Below are 19,259 nucleotides of genomic sequence, written 5' to 3'. Positions count from 1 at the left end.
ATCTAACAATCAAATATCTTTTTGCGATTTAGTCCAATTTATGCACACTCAGATCAAAATGAGATCAAACTATTTTTCACATGCTTTCAGCTCATCCGATTTAACCCATAAAACCACAGGTTAAATTGAAGTTTCGCACTGTTTTAAAGCAAGAAAAACCAAATATTTAATCTCATCCTTGAATCTTTTCGCGCCAAAATAGGGACAAGAACTCAATTCATGCACCAATAAAGCAAAAATTATGCCAATTAAAAAAACAAGCATCTAAATCTTTTAAATGTAGAAGGAATTCAGTTTGATTAGCTATAGTGTATTTTTTTAAAAACATTATTCGCACCAGTTTTGTGCATATAAATATTTTTATAACCTACTTTGCTCTATTTTAGAACTCTATTTTTAGTTAAATGGATCATTTATTTCTTTTTCAGGTATTTTGTTTGGCTCAGCATTCGGCATCGTATTTTTAGGCGCAGTTTCAACGCTAGAACGTGATTGTTGTACATCAACAATATTACCTTGCTCATCACGACGTGTCACAGTTGTACTGGTGGTTGCAGCCTTATGATCAACAGACTGATTCGCTTTAGATTGAGCTTTTGGGGTTGGAAAAGACAGTAAACTCTCATCTACGCGAGGCAATGGTGCAGACTTCAATTGTACAGCATATAACTTATGATTCGTGCCCATTTCCTCTGCGCCCATATCATTGACCAAAGGTAAATAGTTTTTCATCTCTACGACTTGAGGTAAAACAGATTTTGGAAATTGGAAAGGTAATTGCTGAAGTATTCTTTTTGCTTCATTGCTATTTTTATATAGGCCATAGACTAAAACATACTGCTCAATCTGGTCTTCACCGCTAAGACGCAGATAGAAAAAATTCTGACGATCTGTCTGCTTTTTTAAAAAGCTCTGAATAATATCGTTCTTCGTGGTACGAAATAGCTCAATAGTGGTGGCATTTTTATTTTCACTGACAAACTTACTCCCCCGAAACTCAGGTTCGTAATTTTCCGTAGTCACTGTACGCGTCATCATTTCTAAAGGACGAACTTCATCCTGAAGCGCACCGAGCAAATTGGTTGCAGCCACTTTTTCAGGTTGAATTTGCAATTCAGATTCTGTTTCAGCTGACTTTTCAACTTCTATTAACGAATCTGTATCCGTAATTGCCCAAAAAACAATCGCTGCAAACAGGCAGACTACGCCACACACAAGCCAAATATAATGTTGAATATGCTGCCATGGTGTACGCAGAGTTGTCATGATTTATGCCTTTTCTTGATTCGCTAAAATCGCCTGTTTCATCAATTCCACATCAAAATCTTTGGTAATGATTGCTTTTCCTAAAGTACTCATCAGGACCAGTCGTAACTGCCCATTCAGTACTTTTTTATCATGCGCCATAAAACCAAGAAATTCATCTAATGGAATAGCTGGGCATTTTACGGGTAAATGCGCACGTTGAATGATTTTTTTTGTACGCTCTAAATCATCAGTGGAAATCCAACCCAAACGCTGCGACAGATCTGCGGCCATGACCATACCCACAGCAACTGCTTCTCCATGCAGCCATACCCCATAGCCCATATATGATTCAATCGCATGTCCAAAAGTATGTCCAAGATTAAGCAAAGCCCGTTCGCCCTGTTCTTTCTCATCACTCGCCACAATCCGTGCTTTGTGTGCACATGAACGATAAACTGCCTCTGCTAAACGTTCAGGATCACGCCCCACTAAATCATCTATATGACGTTCTAGCCAGTCTAAAAAATCGACATCACCCAGTAAGGCATATTTAATGACCTCTGCCAAACCTGCGGACAATTCACGAGTAGGCAAAGTTACCAGCTGTGCCATATCTGCAAGGACCACTTGTGGCTGCTGAAAAGCACCAATCATATTTTTACCCAAAGGATGATTAATTCCTGTTTTGCCTCCCACACTCGAATCGACTTGAGACAAAAGCGTTGTAGGGACTTGAATAAAATAAACGCCACGTTGGAAACAGGCCGAAGCAAAACCAGCCATATCACCAATCACACCACCGCCTAAAGCTAAAACGGTGGCATCACGGTTAAATCCTGCTTCAAGCAAAGCATCAAAAATTAAGTTTAAATATTCAATATTTTTATATTTTTCACCATCAGGCAAAATACATGTTGCCACTTTTTTACCTAACGCTTCAAGCGCAGCAACATAAGTGGTTAAGTACAGAGGAGCCACCGTGGTATTGCTCACAATCATCACTTGCTGACCATGAATATAAGGTTCAAGTAAATTGCGTGGGTTTAAATCGCTACCAATAAAAATAGGATAGCGCCGATCGCCAAGTTCAACATGTAAAGTTTGCATGAAATTAAAACCGTTAATTAAATTAAATCTGCTTCTTGAGCCATAATTAAATGAAGAATTTTTTGCGCCAAATCACGCGCAGCACCCTGATTGGTTTCAATAATATAATGTGCAACTTCTCGATATAATGGATCACGAAGTGTCAATAAATCACGTAACTTTTGTTCAGGATTGTCAACTTGTAATAAAGGACGGTTCTTATCCCGATAAGTACGCTGTAATTGAATTTCGACAGGAGTATAAAGATAAACAACAATACCACGTTGTTTTAAAAATTCACGATTAGGAGATTGAGTAACTGCCCCACCTCCTGTAGCGAGAACCAATTCTGTGCGTGCTGTAAGCTCATTAATCACCATGGTCTCACGATGACGAAATCCTTTCTCACCTTCTTTTTCAAAAATCCAAGGTATAGTCGCTCCTGTTTTACGCTCAATTTCATGATCACTATCAAGAAACTCACGTCCTAATAGTTCCGCTAAATGTCGACCAACAGTTGTTTTCCCAGCCCCCATTGGCCCTACCAAATAAATATTTGGTAGGGTTTCAAACTCATTGCTTGGCAAGGAGTCACCTATTTATTTCGTTAAATTAAAAATATATTAATGATTTCTTGAAACACTGTCATTAACAATTCGTGGTGTCACAAAAATCAAGAGCTCACTCTTATTATCAGATTTTACATCTTTACGGAATAAACGCCCAATATAAGGTAAATCTCCCAAAAACGGGACTTTGGTTTGTTGGTTGGCAGTGGTTTGCTCAAAAATACCGCCCAAGACTACAGTCTCACCATTATCAACCAGAACATTGGTGTTAATTTCATTTTTATTAATCGTTAATTGACCTGTAGGAGTCGGATTGCCCACGGAGTCATTTTTGATTTGCAACATCATTTGAATTTTGCCATCTGGGGTAATACTTGGGGTGACATCCAGACTTAAGGTTGCATCAATAAATTCTGTGGTAGACACTGCATTTGCACCACCACCTTCGGCAGATTGATAAGGAATCTGTGTACCTGAAGCAACTTTGGCAGCTTGTTTATCCGCAGTCAGCACTTTTGGCGTTGAAATGACTTCTCCATAACCATCAGCTTGTAGTGCTGAAAGCTCCAAATCCAACATAAAGTCAGATAAACTAATGAGACCAAAGGCAATCTTACTGGCACCAGGTGCTGTTACACCTAAATCGACATTTAAATTATCTGGACGTTGAATGGTATATTTACCATCATCATCTGGTGTTTTTAAATCCCATAAAGTCGTATCACTACCACCCACTAATAAGTCACTATTTTGGTTAATACCTTGGGATAAAATTCCCCACTTCACCCCCATCTGCTTACTAAACTCAGTAGAAGCACGCACAATACGTGCCTCAACCATCACTTGTTTTACTGACACATCCAACAAGTCAATCATTTTACGGATTTGATCAATTTTTACCGAAGTATCATTTACAATAATCGTATTGGTCCGCGGATCAGTTGAAATTGTCCCTCGTGGACTGAGTAAACCTCCTACACTATCCCCCAGAGAGTCTGCTCCAGAACCACTAGAGCGATTCGATCCATTTGAAGAGTTTTTACCTTGAGTAATGAGTTTCTCAATATCAACCGCTTTAGCATAACTGAGTTGAATATATTCTGTTTGTAATGGCGCAAGTTTAACGCTTTGCGCAATCGCTTTTGCTTCTTCTTCTTCCGATTTAATCAATTCTGTGACAGGGGCAATCCAAATCACATTTCCATTACGACGTTTATCCAAGTTCTTGGTTTTTAAAATGATATCTAAGGCTTGATCCCAAGGAACATCCTTTAAACGTAGGGTAATATTGCCTTGTACTGTATCAGCAGTCACCATATTGATTTCAGTAAAATCCGCCAATAATTGTAGTACACGACGTACTTCAATATCTTGAAAATCTAAAGAAATCTTTTTACCTGTATAACTGTTCGCAGCTTTAGGTTTGAAGGGGTCTTTATCTTCTGGACGCTTCAAACTAATGGTGAGTTTATTATCCGTTTGATAGGCCATATATTCATAGCTACCCTCAGTTTGAATTGTTATAACACCATTACCACCGTCATTCTTTGCATCTACAACTGAAACCGGCGTGGCAAAATCATTCACATTTAAACGACGTGCCAAATGTGTCGGCACTTTATTTCCTAATGTGCGTATTACTACTTTACTGCCTTGTTGTTGCACATCGACAGGCGTATTGCTGCCCAGCAAATCAATCACGACTTGACCTTCACCTTGACTGCCACGCTGAAAGCCAATATTTGAAATGCCTTGTGTTGGATTCTGAGCAACCGCCTGTTGAGTACTAAAATTATTATTCTCAACTGTATTAATTTTTAAAATAAAAGTATTGCCTTCCATACGCGTGGTAAATGCACCCGCATCAGCTAAATTAACTGTTAAACGTGAACGCTGCGCATCAGAACTCACATCAACAGAATTGGCTTCTTTCGTCGCCACAGCAATCGTACTTTGTTTTAAATTTTGCTGTGCTTTATCAAAATCCAATATTAAACGTGAAGGTTGTTCAAGCTGATAGGCTTGTGGCTGCGGTGGTATACCATTGAACATAACACGTATTTCTGTACCTTGCCCTGCCACTTGCATAGGAACAATATTGGTAATACTAACTTGAGCATTGGCAACCTGCATGACTGCAATTGCAACAGCACCCATAGAAAATTGACGGAACAAATGGTTCATTTTATTGCCATCCCCAAATATAAAATCTTTAACACTGTTATTCATTTTTATTCCTTTAAACTTAAGGTGCTGGCCCAATTAATACCAAACTTCTTGGACGTTCCACATATCCATCTCGTCCATCTGGAATAATCTCGACAAGATCAATTTGAGTTGGTGTGATATGCACCACACGTCCGTGATTGACACCCATATAACTGCCGCGTTGTATTCGTTCAATTTCACCGTCTGGTGTTTGAATCAAGGCCACAATTTGCCCAGCCTGACTACGCATGCTGCCTTTCATATTCAGCGATTCAATCGCATAACTTTCTAAAGGTTGCAGCTGACGCGACAAATTCGGATAGACTCGCTTACCTGCCATCACCCTTAACTCTGCAGCCAGTGAACTTGGCAAGAAAGGACTTTTGAGCTGATGAGCTGAATAGTTAAACGTCGGCACTGGAGAAAAAATAGGTGCTGGTTCGATTGGCAAAGGGGGCTGATTACGAATATTCGCCATTTGCTCATTCACTGCATCAATTCGAGAGTCACATCCGACCAACAACATACCCAATAACAGACTTAGTGTAATTTTTTCTAATTTCATTACTGTGTCCCTCCAGCTTGAGCAGCTGAGTTAGCAGCAGTATTTACTGATGGTTGATTAGTTACAGCCTCTGTTATACCAATATAACGATATGTTTTTGCTTTAACGTTATAAGTCACTTGAGGAATGTCTGTTTTTTTCTCTTTATTTTCTATTGCTGAAATATCAAAATCATGCAAAGTCACAATACGCGGCAGTGCAGCAATACCACTCACAAATGAACCAAAAGCATGATAGTCGCCTGTTGCCTCAATAGAAATCGGTTGCTCAATGAAAAACTCTTGTTTAATTTCATTTTCCAAACGAATATTCTTAAATTTTAAACCTGAATTTACGCCACTGACGTTGATGTCCTCAACTAAGCCAGGAATTTCAGTTTCTTTAGGCAACTGCTCTAATTGTTGATTAAAATTTGCTTCCATTTCTTGTAATTGAGCTTGCAACTGCTGCAAATTACGCAGTTTTGAATCTTTTTCACGAAATTCATTCAGTAAATTTTGTTCTTGCGCCTGTGCATTAGAAATATTTTCTAATTTGCTTTTAATCGCCAAGAAATACCCCAGCAAAGCAATCATTAAAATAATCAAAATCCAACAGGTAATTTTAACGGATAACGGCCAACTGCCATAGTTATTCATGTCCAAAGTATTAAACTGCTGAAAAAATTTATCCAGTGTCATCTTTTTCTTGGGACTTACATTTTCTTGGGAATTTAATTCATCAAATTCATCGAGACTCATTGTGCCGCCTCCACTGTAGTTTGTGGTGCTTCTGGTTCTGAAGGTGATGCAATTTCATCTAGATCAGCCGTTACAACAAATGAACCATAACTTTCTTCAACACGTGGCACCACAGAACTTGGTGCTTTATCCTTTTTCTCTTCTACTGCTAAAAAAGAATTCATAAATGCATTACGATACCAAGCAGAGGCTTCAAGATTACGTAAGAATTCTGCTACTGTATTCGGACTTTCAGCTTTACCTTCAATGGTAAATTTATCGCCCACACGGACAAACTTAGTAATATATAAATTACTTGGTGTTACGCGTGCCATCTCATCAATTAAACGCACTGCAATGGGTCTTTGGCTTTGTAATCCCTGAATAAGCTTCATACGCTCGATAATGGCATTACGTTGAGCTTCCAAACCTTCTAAAGACTTTAACTGTACATCAAGATTTTGATTGGTACTGCTAATCAGTTGATTGGCTTGTTCCTGATCTTCAAGTTTATGATTGTAGAAAAACCATGTTAATGCAACGATGAATGCCCCAATTAAAGCTGCCCCAATACAAATGGCTATAAATTCTTTTTTTCGTTTCTCTCTTAGCTCATCGCGCCAAGGGAGTAAGTTAATTCTTGCCATTAATCAAAACTCCTCAATGCCAAACCACATGCCACCATCAGCGATGAAGCATCATTTTCTATTTTTTTAATATCAATTTGTGGAGAAAAGCCCATTTGCAAGAATGGATTAGCAGTGGTAACACGATATCCCAGTTTTTGTTGTAAAAGTTTCGCTAGCCCAGGAATATTCGCATTCCCGCCTGCCAATAAGATATGATCAATTTCGTTAAATTGTGAAGATGAGAAAAAAAACTGTAATGATCTTGCGGCTTGTTGAACCAAGGCTTCAAGATAAGGCCCTAATACTTCAACATCATAATCGTCAGGAAGTGAGCGACTTTTTTTAGCACGACCAGCTTCTTCAAAAGACAAACCATAACGATTCTGAATTTCCTGCGTTAACTGTTTACCGCCAAAGACCTGTTCGCGAGTATAAATAATTTTATTATTTCGCATCACAGACAGTGTGGTCATGGTATGACCAATATCCAAGATGCCTACTGTATTCACACCCATAGGCAAAGTATCAGAAAATACTTGATACGCATTTTCTATTGCAAAGCTTTCTATATCCGCAATTTTTGGACTTAAATTGGCAAGTTCCAACACTTCAGAACGCGCTTCTACATTTTCGAGACGCGTTGCAACCAACAGAACATTTACACGGTTTGGATTGGCTAAACGCTCAGGCTGAACCTCGAAATCAAGACTCGCTTCATCTAAAGGAAAAGGAATATATTGTTCTGCATCCATACGAATCTGAACTTCGCGTTCATCATCTGTCATATCCGCGTCCATTTCAATCGTTTTGGTAATCACCATAGACGTAGGAATGGCTATAGCAGCAGATTTTGATTGGATATTGGCAAGATTGATTGCTCGCTCTAATGCTTCTCCAACCGCCTCTGGATTTAATATATTTTTTTCGACCACACTGCCTTCAGGCAAAGGGACTAAAGCATAGCTTTCTACCCAATACCTGTTACCGCTTTTAACAGAAAGTTCCAGCAACTTAACAGAAGTAGAACTAATATCTACCCCTACTAACCCCTTATTTGGCTTACGATATAACCTGAGCACAATATAATTCCTATTATTTTTTTATCCCCAACAAAAGTAACTTACTAATCCTTGTCGGTCTATAATTTTCTACAGATACAATAACTCATCTAACAATCTGTATGTGTAAAGGCTATACTGATCGTCAATTAGTTTGCCATTAGCTCTTATTAAAACTTACTTGTTATGAAAAAGCTATCTCGTTCAGGCCATGTTCACCCCTTTTTTTTGGTCCTAATTATAATTTTAGTCTCAATTCCGATGGGCTTTTATGGCATGTATCTCTATATTGCCCCATCGTTACCTAAAATGACGACTTTAAAAAAGGCGCCATTATTAAAGCCCTTACAAGTCTATAGTGCCGACAATATGTTGATTTCCGAATATGGAGGCAAATTATCGGTTCCTGTAGATTATCAACAAATTCCAAAACCTTTTATTTCTGCATTTTTAGCTGCTGAAGATTCTTCTTTTTTTGAGCACAGTGGCATCAGTTTTAAAGGCTTGGGAAGAGCAGTCAGCGAAACGATTACAGGGTCAAGTGTGCAAACGGGTGGCTCGACCATTACGATGCAGGTAGCCAAAAATTATTATTTAAGCCCAGAGCGAACTCTAAAACGAAAACTAACTGAAATCTTTCTGGCACGAAAAATTGAGCAGAATTTAAGTAAAGAAGAAATTTTAACGTTATATGTCAATAAAATTTTCTTGGGTAAAAATGCCTATGGCATTGCAGCTGCAGCTAAAATTTATTACAACAAAAGCTTAGATGATCTGAGTATTGCTCAAATGGCAATGATTTCTGGTCTTCCTAAAGCACCGTCAAAATACAACCCCGTGGTTAATCCCACGCGTGCTTTGGAACGTCGTAACTGGATTTTGGGTCGTATGTTGCAATTGGGGTACATCAACCAAAGTCAATATCAAAAAGCGATTGCTGAACCTGTTAATCTAGATATGCCCGACCGAGGAATTAGTAATAAATTTCCTTATGTTGGAGAAATGGTTCGTTCAGAACTGGTTGAAAAATTTGGGCAACAAGCGATCGATTCAGGTTATAAAGTTTACACCACAGTGGATAGCAAACGCCAAGCCTATGCCGAGCAGTCGGTTCAAGAGGGTTTAGAAGCATATGACCGACGCCACGGCTGGCGAGGGGCTGAAGCGCATGATAAACCCTTAAATGAATTTGGGGCATATGCCAATACTTATCCTGCCAAAGTGGTTAAAGTCAATAACACCTCTTTTGAAGCCGTGATGCAAGATGGCTCTACAGTGACGGTTCCATGGTCAGGAATGTCTTGGGCTCGCCCATATAGAAATGCAAACAGTGTGGGAGGAGCTCCTAGCCGTGCCTCTCAAATTGTGAAAGTCAAAGATATTATTCGCTTACGGCCAAATGACAATAAAACCTCTTGGGCACTAATTCAAGTCCCTAAAGTTCAAGGTCAATTGATTGCGATCAATCCTAATAATGGAGCGATTGAAGCTATTGTGGGTGGTTATAATTTTTATCAATCTAAATTTAACCGTGCCTTACAGGGCTGGCGTCAACCCGGCTCTACCATCAAGCCTTTTGTCTATGCCTTAGCACTTGAACGTGGCATGACACCTTATAGCATGGTCAATGACAGTCCGATTACCATTGGAAAATGGTCACCAAGAAACTCGGATGGGCGTTATTTGGGGGTGATTCCATTACGTCGTGCTTTGTATTTGTCCCGTAATACTGTTTCTGTGCGCCTATTACAAACGGTCGGTATTGAACGAACGCGTCAATTATTTATGGATTTTGGTTTACAGGAAAATCAGATTCCACGTAATTTCACTATTGCATTGGGTACACCACAAGTTCTCCCGATTCAAATGGCAACAGGCTACGCTACTTTTGCCAATGGTGGTTATCGCATTCAACCTCATTTTATTGATCGTATTGAAGATGCATATGGCAAAGTAATTTATCAAAGTAATCCAGACTATGCCTGTATTGCCTGTATCAATCAAAAAGATGAAGATCCTGAATCTGCTGAAGCAGTAACACCAGACGATGAAGTCTTTGAAGTAACCAACACCACCCTAACAACTGAAAAAGAGTTAGCACCCATTAAAGTGGATGAATCTAAAAGCCAATATCGTCAGGCTCAGCGTATTTTAAAATCAAGTTCTGCCTATGATATGGCAAATATTTTGCGTGATGTCATTCAACATGGTACAGGTCGAGCTGCACTTAAAATTGGTCGTGGTGACATTGGTGGTAAAACAGGAACGACCAATGATGCTAAAGATGCATGGTTTGCTGGTTTTAATGGCAAACTGGTCACCATAACATGGGTTGGATTTGACCAACCCAATACGCTTGGTCGCCGTGAATATGGTGGCGTAGCCGCTTTGCCGATTTGGACTAATTTTATGGGTCAGGCTTTGAAAGGCACACCTGCAGCTTGGGTACATTTTGATAAAAATGCCAAAGCACCGACCAATCGTCGAACGGAAACCACAGGTGAATATGTTGCAGAAGATCGCTCATCTCCACCTTTAGCTCGCCCTCTTTATCGTCCTGCTCCTGTTGCACCGACACGAGCACCTGAACGTGACTTTGATGACTTACCCGGAGAGGAAATTTTGCTGCCAAATGATGCTGCACCTCCAACAATGCAAAAAGCACCAACTAACAAGCCAGACGCACTTCAGAACCTGATTGATCAAGTTTTATAAATCAAATCAGGTCTATTCAAGTCAGCATCTGTAATCATGCCAGTCCATTTAAAAATAGACTGGCATTTTTATGTTAAAACTGATTTGATTGGTTAATATTCAGAAATATCACTCAGCACTATTTGAAGTGTTGGTAGTGTGGCAATCAAGAAATTCAAGCATCATTTTTACAATTATGAGAAAAAACAGAAAACTGAAGAATAATCTTCAGAACTTATAATATATTTCTAAGTTTCTAATTTTTGAGCGCCTAAAAATAAATTAATAACAATGCTCTAAATTAATTTGATAGGCATTGTTATTGGTCTCATTTCTTTTTGAATAAATAGATTTGAAATTGCCCTTTTAACGCAAACTTTTGATTTTGCTCTAGAGCCTGACGGCGTTCTGGTTTCGCCTTGTAAGCATACGGCGTCATTGCAATCAAGTTCTTTAAGTCAGCCTGTTGTAAAACAAAAGGCGCATCAATCACATATTCTTCAAGCAATTCAAATTCATTTTGCAGTTGTTCCACAAACTTATGTGACTCATGTGGATTGACTTCTTCAAAAAGCACTTCACGCATTGCATATAAATGCTCAATTGCAGGTGCCACCACCATTAAATACGAATTCGGTTTGAGTACACGCAATATTTCTTGTTTTGGAATTGGACTAAATAAGCTGGTACATAAATCAATCGATGCATCAAGTACAGGCAAAGTAGCACCTGTACCGACGACCCAAGTGATATGCTTGTTCAGTTTAGCTGCAATCTGTACCGCATTTTTGGCAATATCGACACCTACGCATTGTTTCACTTCAGCCTGCATAGCATGGGTATAGTAACCTTCACCACAACCAATATCGAGCAGATGATCTACACCAAGCTCACGAATTTTTTCAACCACAGCCTGTTGTAGCGGCGCATAAAAACCAGCACTTAAAAAAGCGCGGCGTGCTTGTACTGATTCGGGTGTATCTCCAGGGTTTTTGCTGTGTTTGTGTTGAACGACATGTAAGTTTACATAACCCTGTTTTGCCACATCATAACTATGCTGATTTGCACACCGCCATGTTTGATCAGTTAAGAGTAATTCCTCACGACACACCGGACACATGAGCAGATTCATCATTTTCTCCCAGACATAAAAAAACTGACATTTGATCAAACAAATGTCAGTTTTTTAAAAATATTTGCTTAACGCAATTTTAAGGTCAATAAGCCTAAAACTACCAGCATAATTGTAATAATCCAGAAACGAATGACCACTTGAGTCTCACGCCAACCTTTTTTCTCATAATGATGATGCAAAGGCGCCATCAAGAAGACTCGTTTATTGCGCATCCGTAATGAACCAATTTGTAAAAATACCGAAATAGCTTCGACCACAAATACTCCGCCCATAATTGCAAAAACAATTTCTTGACGAACCATTACGGCAATGGTGCCCAACATCGCGCCTAAAGATAATGCGCCGACATCGCCCATAAAGACTTGTGCTGGATGTGCGTTGTACCAAAGGAATGCTAAGCCTGCTCCAATCATAGCTGCACAAATCACCACCAACTCAGAGGCATATTTAACATAGGGCATATGCAAATAATCAGCAAAACGAACATCACCTGCAAGATAAGCAAATACACCTAACCCTGCTGCAACCAAGACAACAGGCATAATGGCTAAACCATCTAAACCATCGGTTAAGTTGACTGCATTCGATGCACCATTAATCACCAAATAGGTAAAAATGATAAAACCAATGCCGAGCGGAATCGCGGAAAGTGGAATGCTCAAATTCTTAAAGAATGGAATTAATAAATCCAGCATATTCGCGGTATGGATAGGATTCGTTTGTTGTGTCGCAATCACATACAGTGCAATACCTGCACCTAGCGATGCAACCGAAGTCCAAAAGAATTTCTTCTTGGCCGGTAAACCCGCATTGTCTTTATAACGGACTTTAATCCAGTCATCCGCCCAGCCCACCGCACCAAAAATCACCATCACTGCCAGCACAATCCAAACATAGGGATTGGATAGATCTGCCCAGAGTAAAGTTGAAATTCCAATCGAGAGTAGAATTAAAATCCCACCCATGGTCGGTGTGCCCATTTTTTTTGCATGATTTTCAGGTGCAAATGAACTGACCGCTTGACCATATTTGAGTGCCTGCAACTTACGGATCATGACTGGGCCCAACACCAAGCCAATCGTCAAAGCTGTTAAAACACTCAGCAAAGCACGTAATGTTAAATAACGAACCACTTGGAACGAGCTGTTATAACCCGCCAGTTGTTCAAAGAGCCATAACAGCATTAAATTTTCTCCATCAAATCAGCCATCAATGTTTCCATGTGGGTATAACGAGAACCTTTAAACAGGAAACTCATGGATTGAGGTTGATGTGTTTCAATTAAACTCAGTAAAAATGGCAGCGCTTGTGCTTGTGTCAAAAAAGCCTGCATTTTTTTACCATATTGGGTACTACGTGCCCCTTCTTGTGTCGCTGGTGCAAATTCACCTACCGCGACAACAAAATTAACCTCTGTCGCAACCAAATCTCGACCCAACATATAATGTTGCTGTGCCGCACTTGCACCCAACTCTCCGATGTCCCCGATGACCATCACTTTTATCCCTTCTTGCTGAGCAAGTACTTCTGCTGCTGCTCGCATTGAAGTTGGGTTTGCATTATAAGTATCATCAATGAATAGGTATTTATCCTGTTGAATAAAATTCAAACGGCCTTTTGCACCTTGAGCTTGCTCCAAACCAGTGACGATGTCATCCAGAGCAATACCAATCGCGAGTGCAAAAGCAGTGGCAGCCAAAGCATTTTGGATATTATGATCACCTGCAAAAGGCAAATTTAGCAGACGTAGACCTACTGGTGTATTTAAATTAAAGCTCGAGGATTGCGGATGCAATTCAATTTCTGTGGCGAAAATATCTCCATTTCCTCCAAAGCTTAAAACTCGTTCAGTGTGTACCGCTTTTACAATAACTTCTGCAAAATCATCCGCCGCAGGAACAATCGAAATACCCTTTTTTGTAATATGCGCATAAATTTCAGATTTGGCTCGGCAAATCCCATCGCGTCCGCCAAATTCACCCAAATGTGCTGTGCCAATATTAATAATGCCTGCCACATGCGGTTGAACTAAATTCGAGGTGTAATCAATTTCACCCTGATGACTGGCACCCAATTCCATAACGGCATATTGATGTTCAGCACGCAGCTCCAGCAACATCATCGGTACGCCTAAATCATTATTTAAGTTGCCACGCGTAATCAAGGTCGGTGCAAGACGAGATAAAATGCTGCCCAGCATTTCTTTGGTGGTGGTTTTACCACTACTACCGGTGAGCGAGATCACTTTTAATTGTAAATTTTGAGCACGGCGATAAGCCCCCAAATGCCCCAAAGCCAAGCGTGTATCCGCAACGACCAACTGATAAATATCAGCATCCACAGGATGACTCACAATCGCAATTTCACAACCCTGTATTGCCACTTGTGCCACAAAATCATGCGCATCAAAACGTTCGCCTTGTATCGCTAAAAAAGCATCGCCTTGTTCGGCATGACGCGAATCAGTCAAAATTCGTTTAATTTCACCTGAAGGTATTTTATTGTTATGCCAATAGCCTTGAGTCGCTTGTTGTAATTGCTCTAGGGTCCATGGCGTTAAAGGCACTGTACTGGTGGTGGAAGTATGCATAATGATTTCCTATTAAGCCTGATACGCTGAATTTGTGTTGTGATGCTGCGCTTCTATAGCGGATTGGACTTCAATCACATCATCAAACCAATGTCGCACTCCTTCAATTTCTTGATAGTTCTCATGTCCTTTGCCCGCAATCACCACAATATCGCCAGCTTGAGCATTTTCAACAGCAAATTTAATCGCTTCTCGACGATCATGAATTTCATGCACACTCTGACTGGAAACATCTAATCCTGCTTTCATGTCAGCAAAAATCTGTTCTGGATTTTCAGAGCGTGGATTATCGGACGTGATTAAGGCAATATCTGCATGCTCTAATGCTGCTTGTGTCATGAGTGGGCGCTTGCCACGATCACGATCACCACCACAGCCAAAAACGGCCCATAAATTTTTGGCTACATGACGTTTTAAGGTCTGTAAAACTTGAATTAAGGCATCAGGTGTATGTGCATAATCGACCACAAACAAACGCTCGCCATCAGGAATAACCTGCATACGTCCAGGTGCACCTTTTAATTGTGGCACCGTTGCAATTAAATCCACTAGTCCAAAGCCCGCTTGCTCTGCACTGACTAAACTTGCCACCAAGTTTTCAATATTAAAATGCCCCAATAATGGGCTGTGCACCTCAAATTCACTGTGTGCAGTGGTTAATTTAAACTGCGCCCCACTTAAACCATATTCAATATTAGACACTTGATAATCTGCGGATTGTGTCGTGGAATAAGTAAGTATTTTAGGTTGGGCAGGATTATTTTGAGCAGTATTTATCATCAACGATGCATATTCGTCATCTAGATTAATGATCGCCACTTTTAAACTTGGAAATTTAAACAAACCAGATTTCGCTTCTGCATAAGCGTCTAGCGTGCCATGATAATCTAGATGATCACGACTTAAATTGCTATAGGCTGCAATTTCAATATCACAGCCTTTTAAACGACCTTGTTCCAAACCATGAGAACTGGCTTCAAGCGCCACAAATTGCGCCCCTTGTTGGGCATATTCATGTAAAGCCGTTTGTAAATGTAAAGCATCTAACGTCGTATGCGATGAAGTTTCTAAATTCGGTAAAATACCGTTACCTGTAGTGCCCATGACCGCACATTTTTGCTGTTGCAAAGTCATTAACTCGGCCACCAGACGCGAAATTGTGGTTTTTCCATTGGTGCCTGTGACTGCCAGTATCCGTGCTGCCTCAACAGGTGCGGTTTCCTGTAAATATTGTTTTTGCCACTGCCCCATTAAATGACGAACATTCGGTACAATCACACTGTGATCAAGACCTAAATCAACCTCACTGACCACCGCTAAAGCACCTTTGGTCAAAGCTGACTGTGCAAACTGCATCGTTTTTTCAGGTTGTGAAAAACTATTCAGGGCAATATAAATTTGCCCTGTTTTAACTTTACGGCTGTCCAAACAAAAGCCAATGAATGGCAGAGTCATCCATTTCGCCACTTTCTCAACTGGGTAAAAATCTTGAAATGTCATGGACATTCATCACCTATTACTGAATTTTGGGAGCATCTAAGGGTTTATCTAAAGGAACATTCATTAAACGTAATGATTCTTGCATCACACGGGCAAATACAGGTGCAGACACTGTGCCGCCGTAGTAGGAGCCTTTTGGATTTTCAACCACCACCACCATAGCCAGTTGTGGGTCACTTACAGGTGCAACCCCTGCAAAGAGTGCGCGGTAATCACTTTGTGAATAGCCTTTACGATCTGCACGTAGTTTATGCGCTGTTCCTGTTTTTCCTGCAACCCGATAACCTGGAATCGTGGCACGTGTTGCCGTTCCGCCAGGTAAAGTGGCAGTTTCCATCATCAAGAGTACCTGATCAGCAATTTTAGCATCAATCAGTTGTTCACCTTTGGGTGGCTGTTCTAATTTGTATAGACTCAAAGGCATTTTTAAGCCTTTATTCGCCAACATCGCATAGGCATCTGCCATCTGCAATACCGTCGCATTTAAACCATAACCATAGGCCATGGTAGCGACTTCTGAAACATTCCATTTACTTGGTGGCAAAATTAAACCACCACTTTCACCTGGGAATTTGACTGCTGAACGCTGCCCAAAGCCGACCCGTTTATAGAATGTTGGTAGTGTGGCATAAGGCAAAGACAAGGCCAGTTTCGCAACCCCAACGTTAGAAGACTTCTGGATAATACCGCCTAAGGTCAATGCACCATAATTATGGGTATCTCGAATGGTATGATTACCCACCCGCATACTTCCTGGTGAAGTATTGACCACCGAGTTAGGCATATATTTGCCACTCTCCAATGCCATGGCAATGGTCAAAGGTTTCATGGTGGAACCGGGTTCAAATGAATCGACCGCACCGCGGTTACGCATCGCATCTTTATTATTTAAACTTTTTTTGTCATTTGGATTATAAGAAGGCCAACTGGCCATTGCCAAAATTTCCCCAGTCTTCACATCTACCGCAATCGCAGTTGCTGAACGTGCATTATTGGCCACCCCTGCCGCTGTTAATTCGCGATACATGATGTACTGCAAACGAGAATCGATACTTAACGTAATATTTTCTCCGGCTTCAACCTCTTTAATCACTTCAGGGTCTTTAAAACGATTGCCTTTTTTATCTCGAACAATTTGTTGTTCTCCATCATTGCCTGCTAATGCCGAATTCATTTGCATTTCCAAGCCTTCAATGCCGATTCCTTCACTATTGGTCAAACCAATAATTTGTGCATTCGGTTGAGGCTGTGGATAATAACGCTTATAGTTTTTTTCGGTATAAACCCCCTGAAATTCACGCTTTGCAATGAGATCCGCTTGCTGAGGTGGTATTTCTTTTTGCAACACTAAATAGCGTGAGCGCGGACGGTCGTTCATTTTCTTTTTCAGATCGGCACGGTCTATGCCGACGGCATCGGCCAGTTCATCTAAATTTAAATTTTTATCGGGTAATTGACGTTTAAGCTTACGGTTATTGGGATCTTTCACCAGTTCTGCGCTGATTTCCTCAAACTGTTTTTTTGCATCAAAATAGTCACGTGGATCAATCACAACTTTCATCACGGGTGTACTAATGGCTAAAGGCACACCATGACGGTCATAAATGACGCCACGCATCGCTTTAACTTTTTCAGTTCTTAGAATATTGGCATTGGCTTTGTTTTGTAAAAAATCTTTATTAATAATTTGGACGTAAAATGCCCGTCCCACTAAAGCCAGAAAGCAAAGTAAAACCACACTCCACATCAGATAAAAACGCCACCGATCTAGAGTCAGTGTATTTTTGTTGCTAGTAGACGGCTGCTTTTTTCGCACCTGTTTATTTCTGTTGTCCAACATATGACCGCTAGCCTTATTTTTTATCTTCTGAAGTTATTGGTAAAGAAATGACCACCGTTTGCCCTGCAGGCGGTGAATACATCCGCAATTGGGTCACAGCACGTGTTCCAATTTGCGCTGTTGCACCAAAGGTTTGTTGCTCGATGAGCAAACGTCCCCACTCTGCATTTAAGTCATCTTTTTCTCGGGTAAAAGAACTCAGTTCACGGTAATCATGACGGTATTCAAAGACTTGAAAAACCACCATAATGGCGCTCACAAAGACCAATATCAATAAAACGATATAAGTGATGATTTTTTTCATCGCTTTTTTTTCTGTTTTCTTTGCAACAACTTCAGTTTTCATTATTCGCCTTTTAAAGCTAAGCGTTCTGCAACTCTGAGCCATGCACTACGTGAACGAAAATTGGCTTTGATCTCTTCTTCACTGGCACGTACTCGGGAAATTTTCTTTAAACGACGGGTATCTTCCCGTTCTTGTGGCATGCCCCAACTGGTATCTTCCGCTAAAGTAGATTCTTTTTGAATAAATTGTTTAATTAAACGATCTTCTAACGAATGGAAACTAATGACCGCTAAACGACCGTCTGTTTTGAGCACATCTATTGCTTGCGGCAAGAAAGCTTCAATATCTTCTAATTCTTTATTAATGGCAATACGAATTCCTTGAAAAGTTCGTGTCGCTGCATGTTTATTTTTTTCCCATTTCGGATGGGCAACTTTCACAATTTCTGCTAATTGTGCAGTGGTTTCAATATAGCCCGCAGCTTTAATGGCTTTTGCGATACGGCGACTATAACGTTCTTCACCATATTGAAAAATAGCATTGGCCAAATCTTCTTCTTCAATTTGAACCAACCATTCAGCCGCAGTCGGCCCTTGTGAATTATCCATCCGCATATCGAGTGGACCATTTCTCATAAAGCTAAAACCACGTTCAGCTTGATCCAATTGTGGAGAAGACACGCCTAAATCTGCCATTACGCCATCAACCAAACCTATCTCACGCGCTTCAAGTTCTTGTTTTAAATCGGCAAAGCTAGCATGAATAATTTTAAAGCGTGAATCTTCTTGTTCTAATATTGCTGCCGTTTCTAAAGCTTGAGGGTCTTTATCAAACCCATAAACCCGTGCATTTTCATCCAGTTTAGATAACAGTAAACGGGTATGCCCACCACGTCCAAACGTGCCATCTATATAAATTCCTGTATTGCGACCTGCCAACAAGGCATCAACAGTTTCGTGAAGTAATACAGAAATGTGCGACATAAGGGTTCAATCAAAACTATGGAAAATGTAACTGCACATTATTACCTTGTTTTAACAAAGCTCCAAACGACTTTTTGTTGGAAAATATTACTTTCGATAGGGAAATACGTTTTAACTTTTTATAAAAGCATAAAAATGCCAGTCAATGT

Annotated in this window: 16 protein-coding genes; 1 reads left to right on the top strand and 15 read right to left on the bottom strand. The window is 40.2% G+C overall.

Annotated features, from left to right (window positions below; all coding sequences use genetic code 11):
* Nucleotides 1–396: 396 nt before the first annotated feature.
* The 8 genes from H0S58_RS01350 to H0S58_RS01315 form a co-directional block, all read right to left on the bottom strand.
* The gene (locus H0S58_RS01350) at nucleotides 397–1,266 is read right to left on the bottom strand and encodes a hypothetical protein (protein ID WP_195726933.1); all 870 of its coding nucleotides are present in this window, start codon (nucleotides 1,264–1,266) and stop codon (nucleotides 397–399) included.
* Nucleotides 1,267–1,269: 3 nt separating this feature from the next.
* A complete protein-coding gene (aroB, locus tag H0S58_RS01345) occupies nucleotides 1,270–2,355 on the bottom strand; it encodes a 3-dehydroquinate synthase (protein WP_193890797.1) in 1,086 nt (361 codons plus the stop codon).
* A 17-nt stretch (nucleotides 2,356–2,372) separates the two neighbouring features.
* Nucleotides 2,373–2,921, bottom strand: a complete 549-nt coding sequence (aroK, locus tag H0S58_RS01340) for a shikimate kinase AroK (protein WP_195726932.1) — start codon at nucleotides 2,919–2,921, stop codon at nucleotides 2,373–2,375.
* A 36-nt stretch (nucleotides 2,922–2,957) separates the two neighbouring features.
* Nucleotides 2,958–5,087 (bottom strand): type IV pilus secretin PilQ family protein, encoded by a 2,130-nt coding sequence (pilQ, locus tag H0S58_RS01335; protein WP_195727540.1) that lies wholly within the window; start codon nucleotides 5,085–5,087, stop codon nucleotides 2,958–2,960.
* A gap of 61 nt (nucleotides 5,088–5,148) precedes the next feature.
* The gene (locus tag H0S58_RS01330) at nucleotides 5,149–5,676 is read right to left on the bottom strand and encodes a pilus assembly protein PilP (protein WP_195726931.1); all 528 of its coding nucleotides are present in this window, start codon (nucleotides 5,674–5,676) and stop codon (nucleotides 5,149–5,151) included.
* The gene (locus H0S58_RS01325) at nucleotides 5,676–6,416 is read right to left on the bottom strand and encodes a type 4a pilus biogenesis protein PilO (protein WP_195726930.1); all 741 of its coding nucleotides are present in this window, start codon (nucleotides 6,414–6,416) and stop codon (nucleotides 5,676–5,678) included. Before H0S58_RS01325 ends, H0S58_RS01330 begins: the two co-directional genes overlap by 1 nt.
* Nucleotides 6,413–7,042 (bottom strand): PilN domain-containing protein, encoded by a 630-nt coding sequence (locus H0S58_RS01320; RefSeq protein ID WP_053579418.1) that lies wholly within the window; start codon nucleotides 7,040–7,042, stop codon nucleotides 6,413–6,415. The genes H0S58_RS01325 and H0S58_RS01320 overlap by 4 nt, the downstream gene beginning before the upstream one ends.
* Complete coding sequence (locus H0S58_RS01315; protein WP_195726929.1) at nucleotides 7,042–8,103, bottom strand: pilus assembly protein PilM; 1,062 nt, start codon at nucleotides 8,101–8,103, stop codon at nucleotides 7,042–7,044. The genes H0S58_RS01320 and H0S58_RS01315 overlap by 1 nt, the downstream gene beginning before the upstream one ends.
* Before the next feature lie 165 nt (nucleotides 8,104–8,268).
* On the opposite strand from H0S58_RS01315, the gene ponA reads away from it, so the two are divergent.
* Nucleotides 8,269–10,797, top strand: a complete 2,529-nt coding sequence (gene ponA, locus H0S58_RS01310) for a penicillin-binding protein PBP1a (RefSeq protein WP_195726928.1) — start codon at nucleotides 8,269–8,271, stop codon at nucleotides 10,795–10,797.
* A 307-nt stretch (nucleotides 10,798–11,104) separates the two neighbouring features.
* On the opposite strand, the gene H0S58_RS01305 is transcribed toward ponA, so the two are convergent.
* The 7 genes from H0S58_RS01305 to rsmH all read right to left on the bottom strand — a co-directional run bounded on the left by H0S58_RS01305 (nucleotide 11,105) and on the right by rsmH (nucleotide 19,110).
* Nucleotides 11,105–11,908, bottom strand: a complete 804-nt coding sequence (locus H0S58_RS01305; RefSeq protein WP_195726927.1) for a putative RNA methyltransferase — start codon at nucleotides 11,906–11,908, stop codon at nucleotides 11,105–11,107.
* A 68-nt stretch (nucleotides 11,909–11,976) separates the two neighbouring features.
* Nucleotides 11,977–13,095 carry a phospho-N-acetylmuramoyl-pentapeptide-transferase gene (gene mraY / locus H0S58_RS01300; protein ID WP_053579414.1) on the bottom strand — a complete coding sequence of 373 codons (1,119 nt, stop codon included), beginning with the start codon at nucleotides 13,093–13,095 and terminating at the stop codon, nucleotides 11,977–11,979.
* Nucleotides 13,095–14,501: a UDP-N-acetylmuramoyl-tripeptide--D-alanyl-D-alanine ligase gene (locus tag H0S58_RS01295; protein WP_195726926.1), complete on the bottom strand. Its 1,407-nt coding sequence runs from the start codon at nucleotides 14,499–14,501 to the stop codon at nucleotides 13,095–13,097. The genes mraY and H0S58_RS01295 overlap by 1 nt, the downstream gene beginning before the upstream one ends.
* A gap of 12 nt (nucleotides 14,502–14,513) precedes the next feature.
* A complete protein-coding gene (locus H0S58_RS01290) occupies nucleotides 14,514–16,007 on the bottom strand; it encodes a UDP-N-acetylmuramoyl-L-alanyl-D-glutamate--2,6-diaminopimelate ligase (protein WP_195726925.1) in 1,494 nt (497 codons plus the stop codon).
* Between the two features lie 10 nt (nucleotides 16,008–16,017).
* Nucleotides 16,018–17,841, bottom strand: coding sequence for a penicillin-binding protein PBP3 (gene ftsI / locus H0S58_RS01285; RefSeq protein WP_053579411.1), 1,824 nt, complete (start codon nucleotides 17,839–17,841; stop codon nucleotides 16,018–16,020).
* Nucleotides 17,842–17,854: 13 nt separating this feature from the next.
* A complete protein-coding gene (gene ftsL / locus H0S58_RS01280) occupies nucleotides 17,855–18,187 on the bottom strand; it encodes a cell division protein FtsL (RefSeq protein WP_053579410.1) in 333 nt (110 codons plus the stop codon).
* Nucleotides 18,187–19,110, bottom strand: a complete 924-nt coding sequence (rsmH, locus tag H0S58_RS01275) for a 16S rRNA (cytosine(1402)-N(4))-methyltransferase RsmH (RefSeq protein ID WP_195726924.1) — start codon at nucleotides 19,108–19,110, stop codon at nucleotides 18,187–18,189. The genes ftsL and rsmH overlap by 1 nt, the downstream gene beginning before the upstream one ends.
* Nucleotides 19,111–19,259: the final 149 nt, after the last annotated feature.

Source organism: Acinetobacter sp. TTH0-4, assembly GCF_015602665.1.
Lineage (GTDB): Bacteria > Pseudomonadota > Gammaproteobacteria > Pseudomonadales > Moraxellaceae > Acinetobacter > Acinetobacter albensis.
The sequence above is the reverse complement of the archived record's forward strand: the minus strand, read 5'-3'. Positions and strand labels throughout refer to the sequence as shown.

What these genes read in the sequence shown, in the direction of transcription:
- H0S58_RS01350 (WP_195726933.1), bottom strand. Translation starts at nt 1,266, where the DNA reads ATGACAACTCTGCGTACACCATGGCAGCATATTCAACATTATATTTGG.
- aroB (WP_193890797.1), bottom strand. Translation starts at nt 2,355, where the DNA reads ATGCAAACTTTACATGTTGAACTTGGCGATCGGCGCTATCCTATTTTT.
- pilQ (WP_195727540.1), bottom strand. Translation starts at nt 5,087, where the DNA reads ATGAACCATTTGTTCCGTCAATTTTCTATGGGTGCTGTTGCAATTGCA.
- H0S58_RS01330 (WP_195726931.1), bottom strand. Translation starts at nt 5,676, where the DNA reads ATGAAATTAGAAAAAATTACACTAAGTCTGTTATTGGGTATGTTGTTG.
- H0S58_RS01325 (WP_195726930.1), bottom strand. Translation starts at nt 6,416, where the DNA reads ATGAGTCTCGATGAATTTGATGAATTAAATTCCCAAGAAAATGTAAGT.
- H0S58_RS01320 (WP_053579418.1), bottom strand. Translation starts at nt 7,042, where the DNA reads ATGGCAAGAATTAACTTACTCCCTTGGCGCGATGAGCTAAGAGAGAAA.
- ponA (WP_195726928.1), top strand. Translation starts at nt 8,269, where the DNA reads ATGAAAAAGCTATCTCGTTCAGGCCATGTTCACCCCTTTTTTTTGGTC.
- H0S58_RS01305 (WP_195726927.1), bottom strand. Translation starts at nt 11,908, where the DNA reads ATGAATCTGCTCATGTGTCCGGTGTGTCGTGAGGAATTACTCTTAACT.
- mraY (WP_053579414.1), bottom strand. Translation starts at nt 13,095, where the DNA reads ATGCTGTTATGGCTCTTTGAACAACTGGCGGGTTATAACAGCTCGTTC.
- H0S58_RS01295 (WP_195726926.1), bottom strand. Translation starts at nt 14,501, where the DNA reads ATGCATACTTCCACCACCAGTACAGTGCCTTTAACGCCATGGACCCTA.
- H0S58_RS01290 (WP_195726925.1), bottom strand. Translation starts at nt 16,007, where the DNA reads ATGTCCATGACATTTCAAGATTTTTACCCAGTTGAGAAAGTGGCGAAA.
- ftsI (WP_053579411.1), bottom strand. Translation starts at nt 17,841, where the DNA reads ATGTTGGACAACAGAAATAAACAGGTGCGAAAAAAGCAGCCGTCTACT.
- ftsL (WP_053579410.1), bottom strand. Translation starts at nt 18,187, where the DNA reads ATGAAAACTGAAGTTGTTGCAAAGAAAACAGAAAAAAAAGCGATGAAA.
- rsmH (WP_195726924.1), bottom strand. Translation starts at nt 19,110, where the DNA reads ATGTCGCACATTTCTGTATTACTTCACGAAACTGTTGATGCCTTGTTG.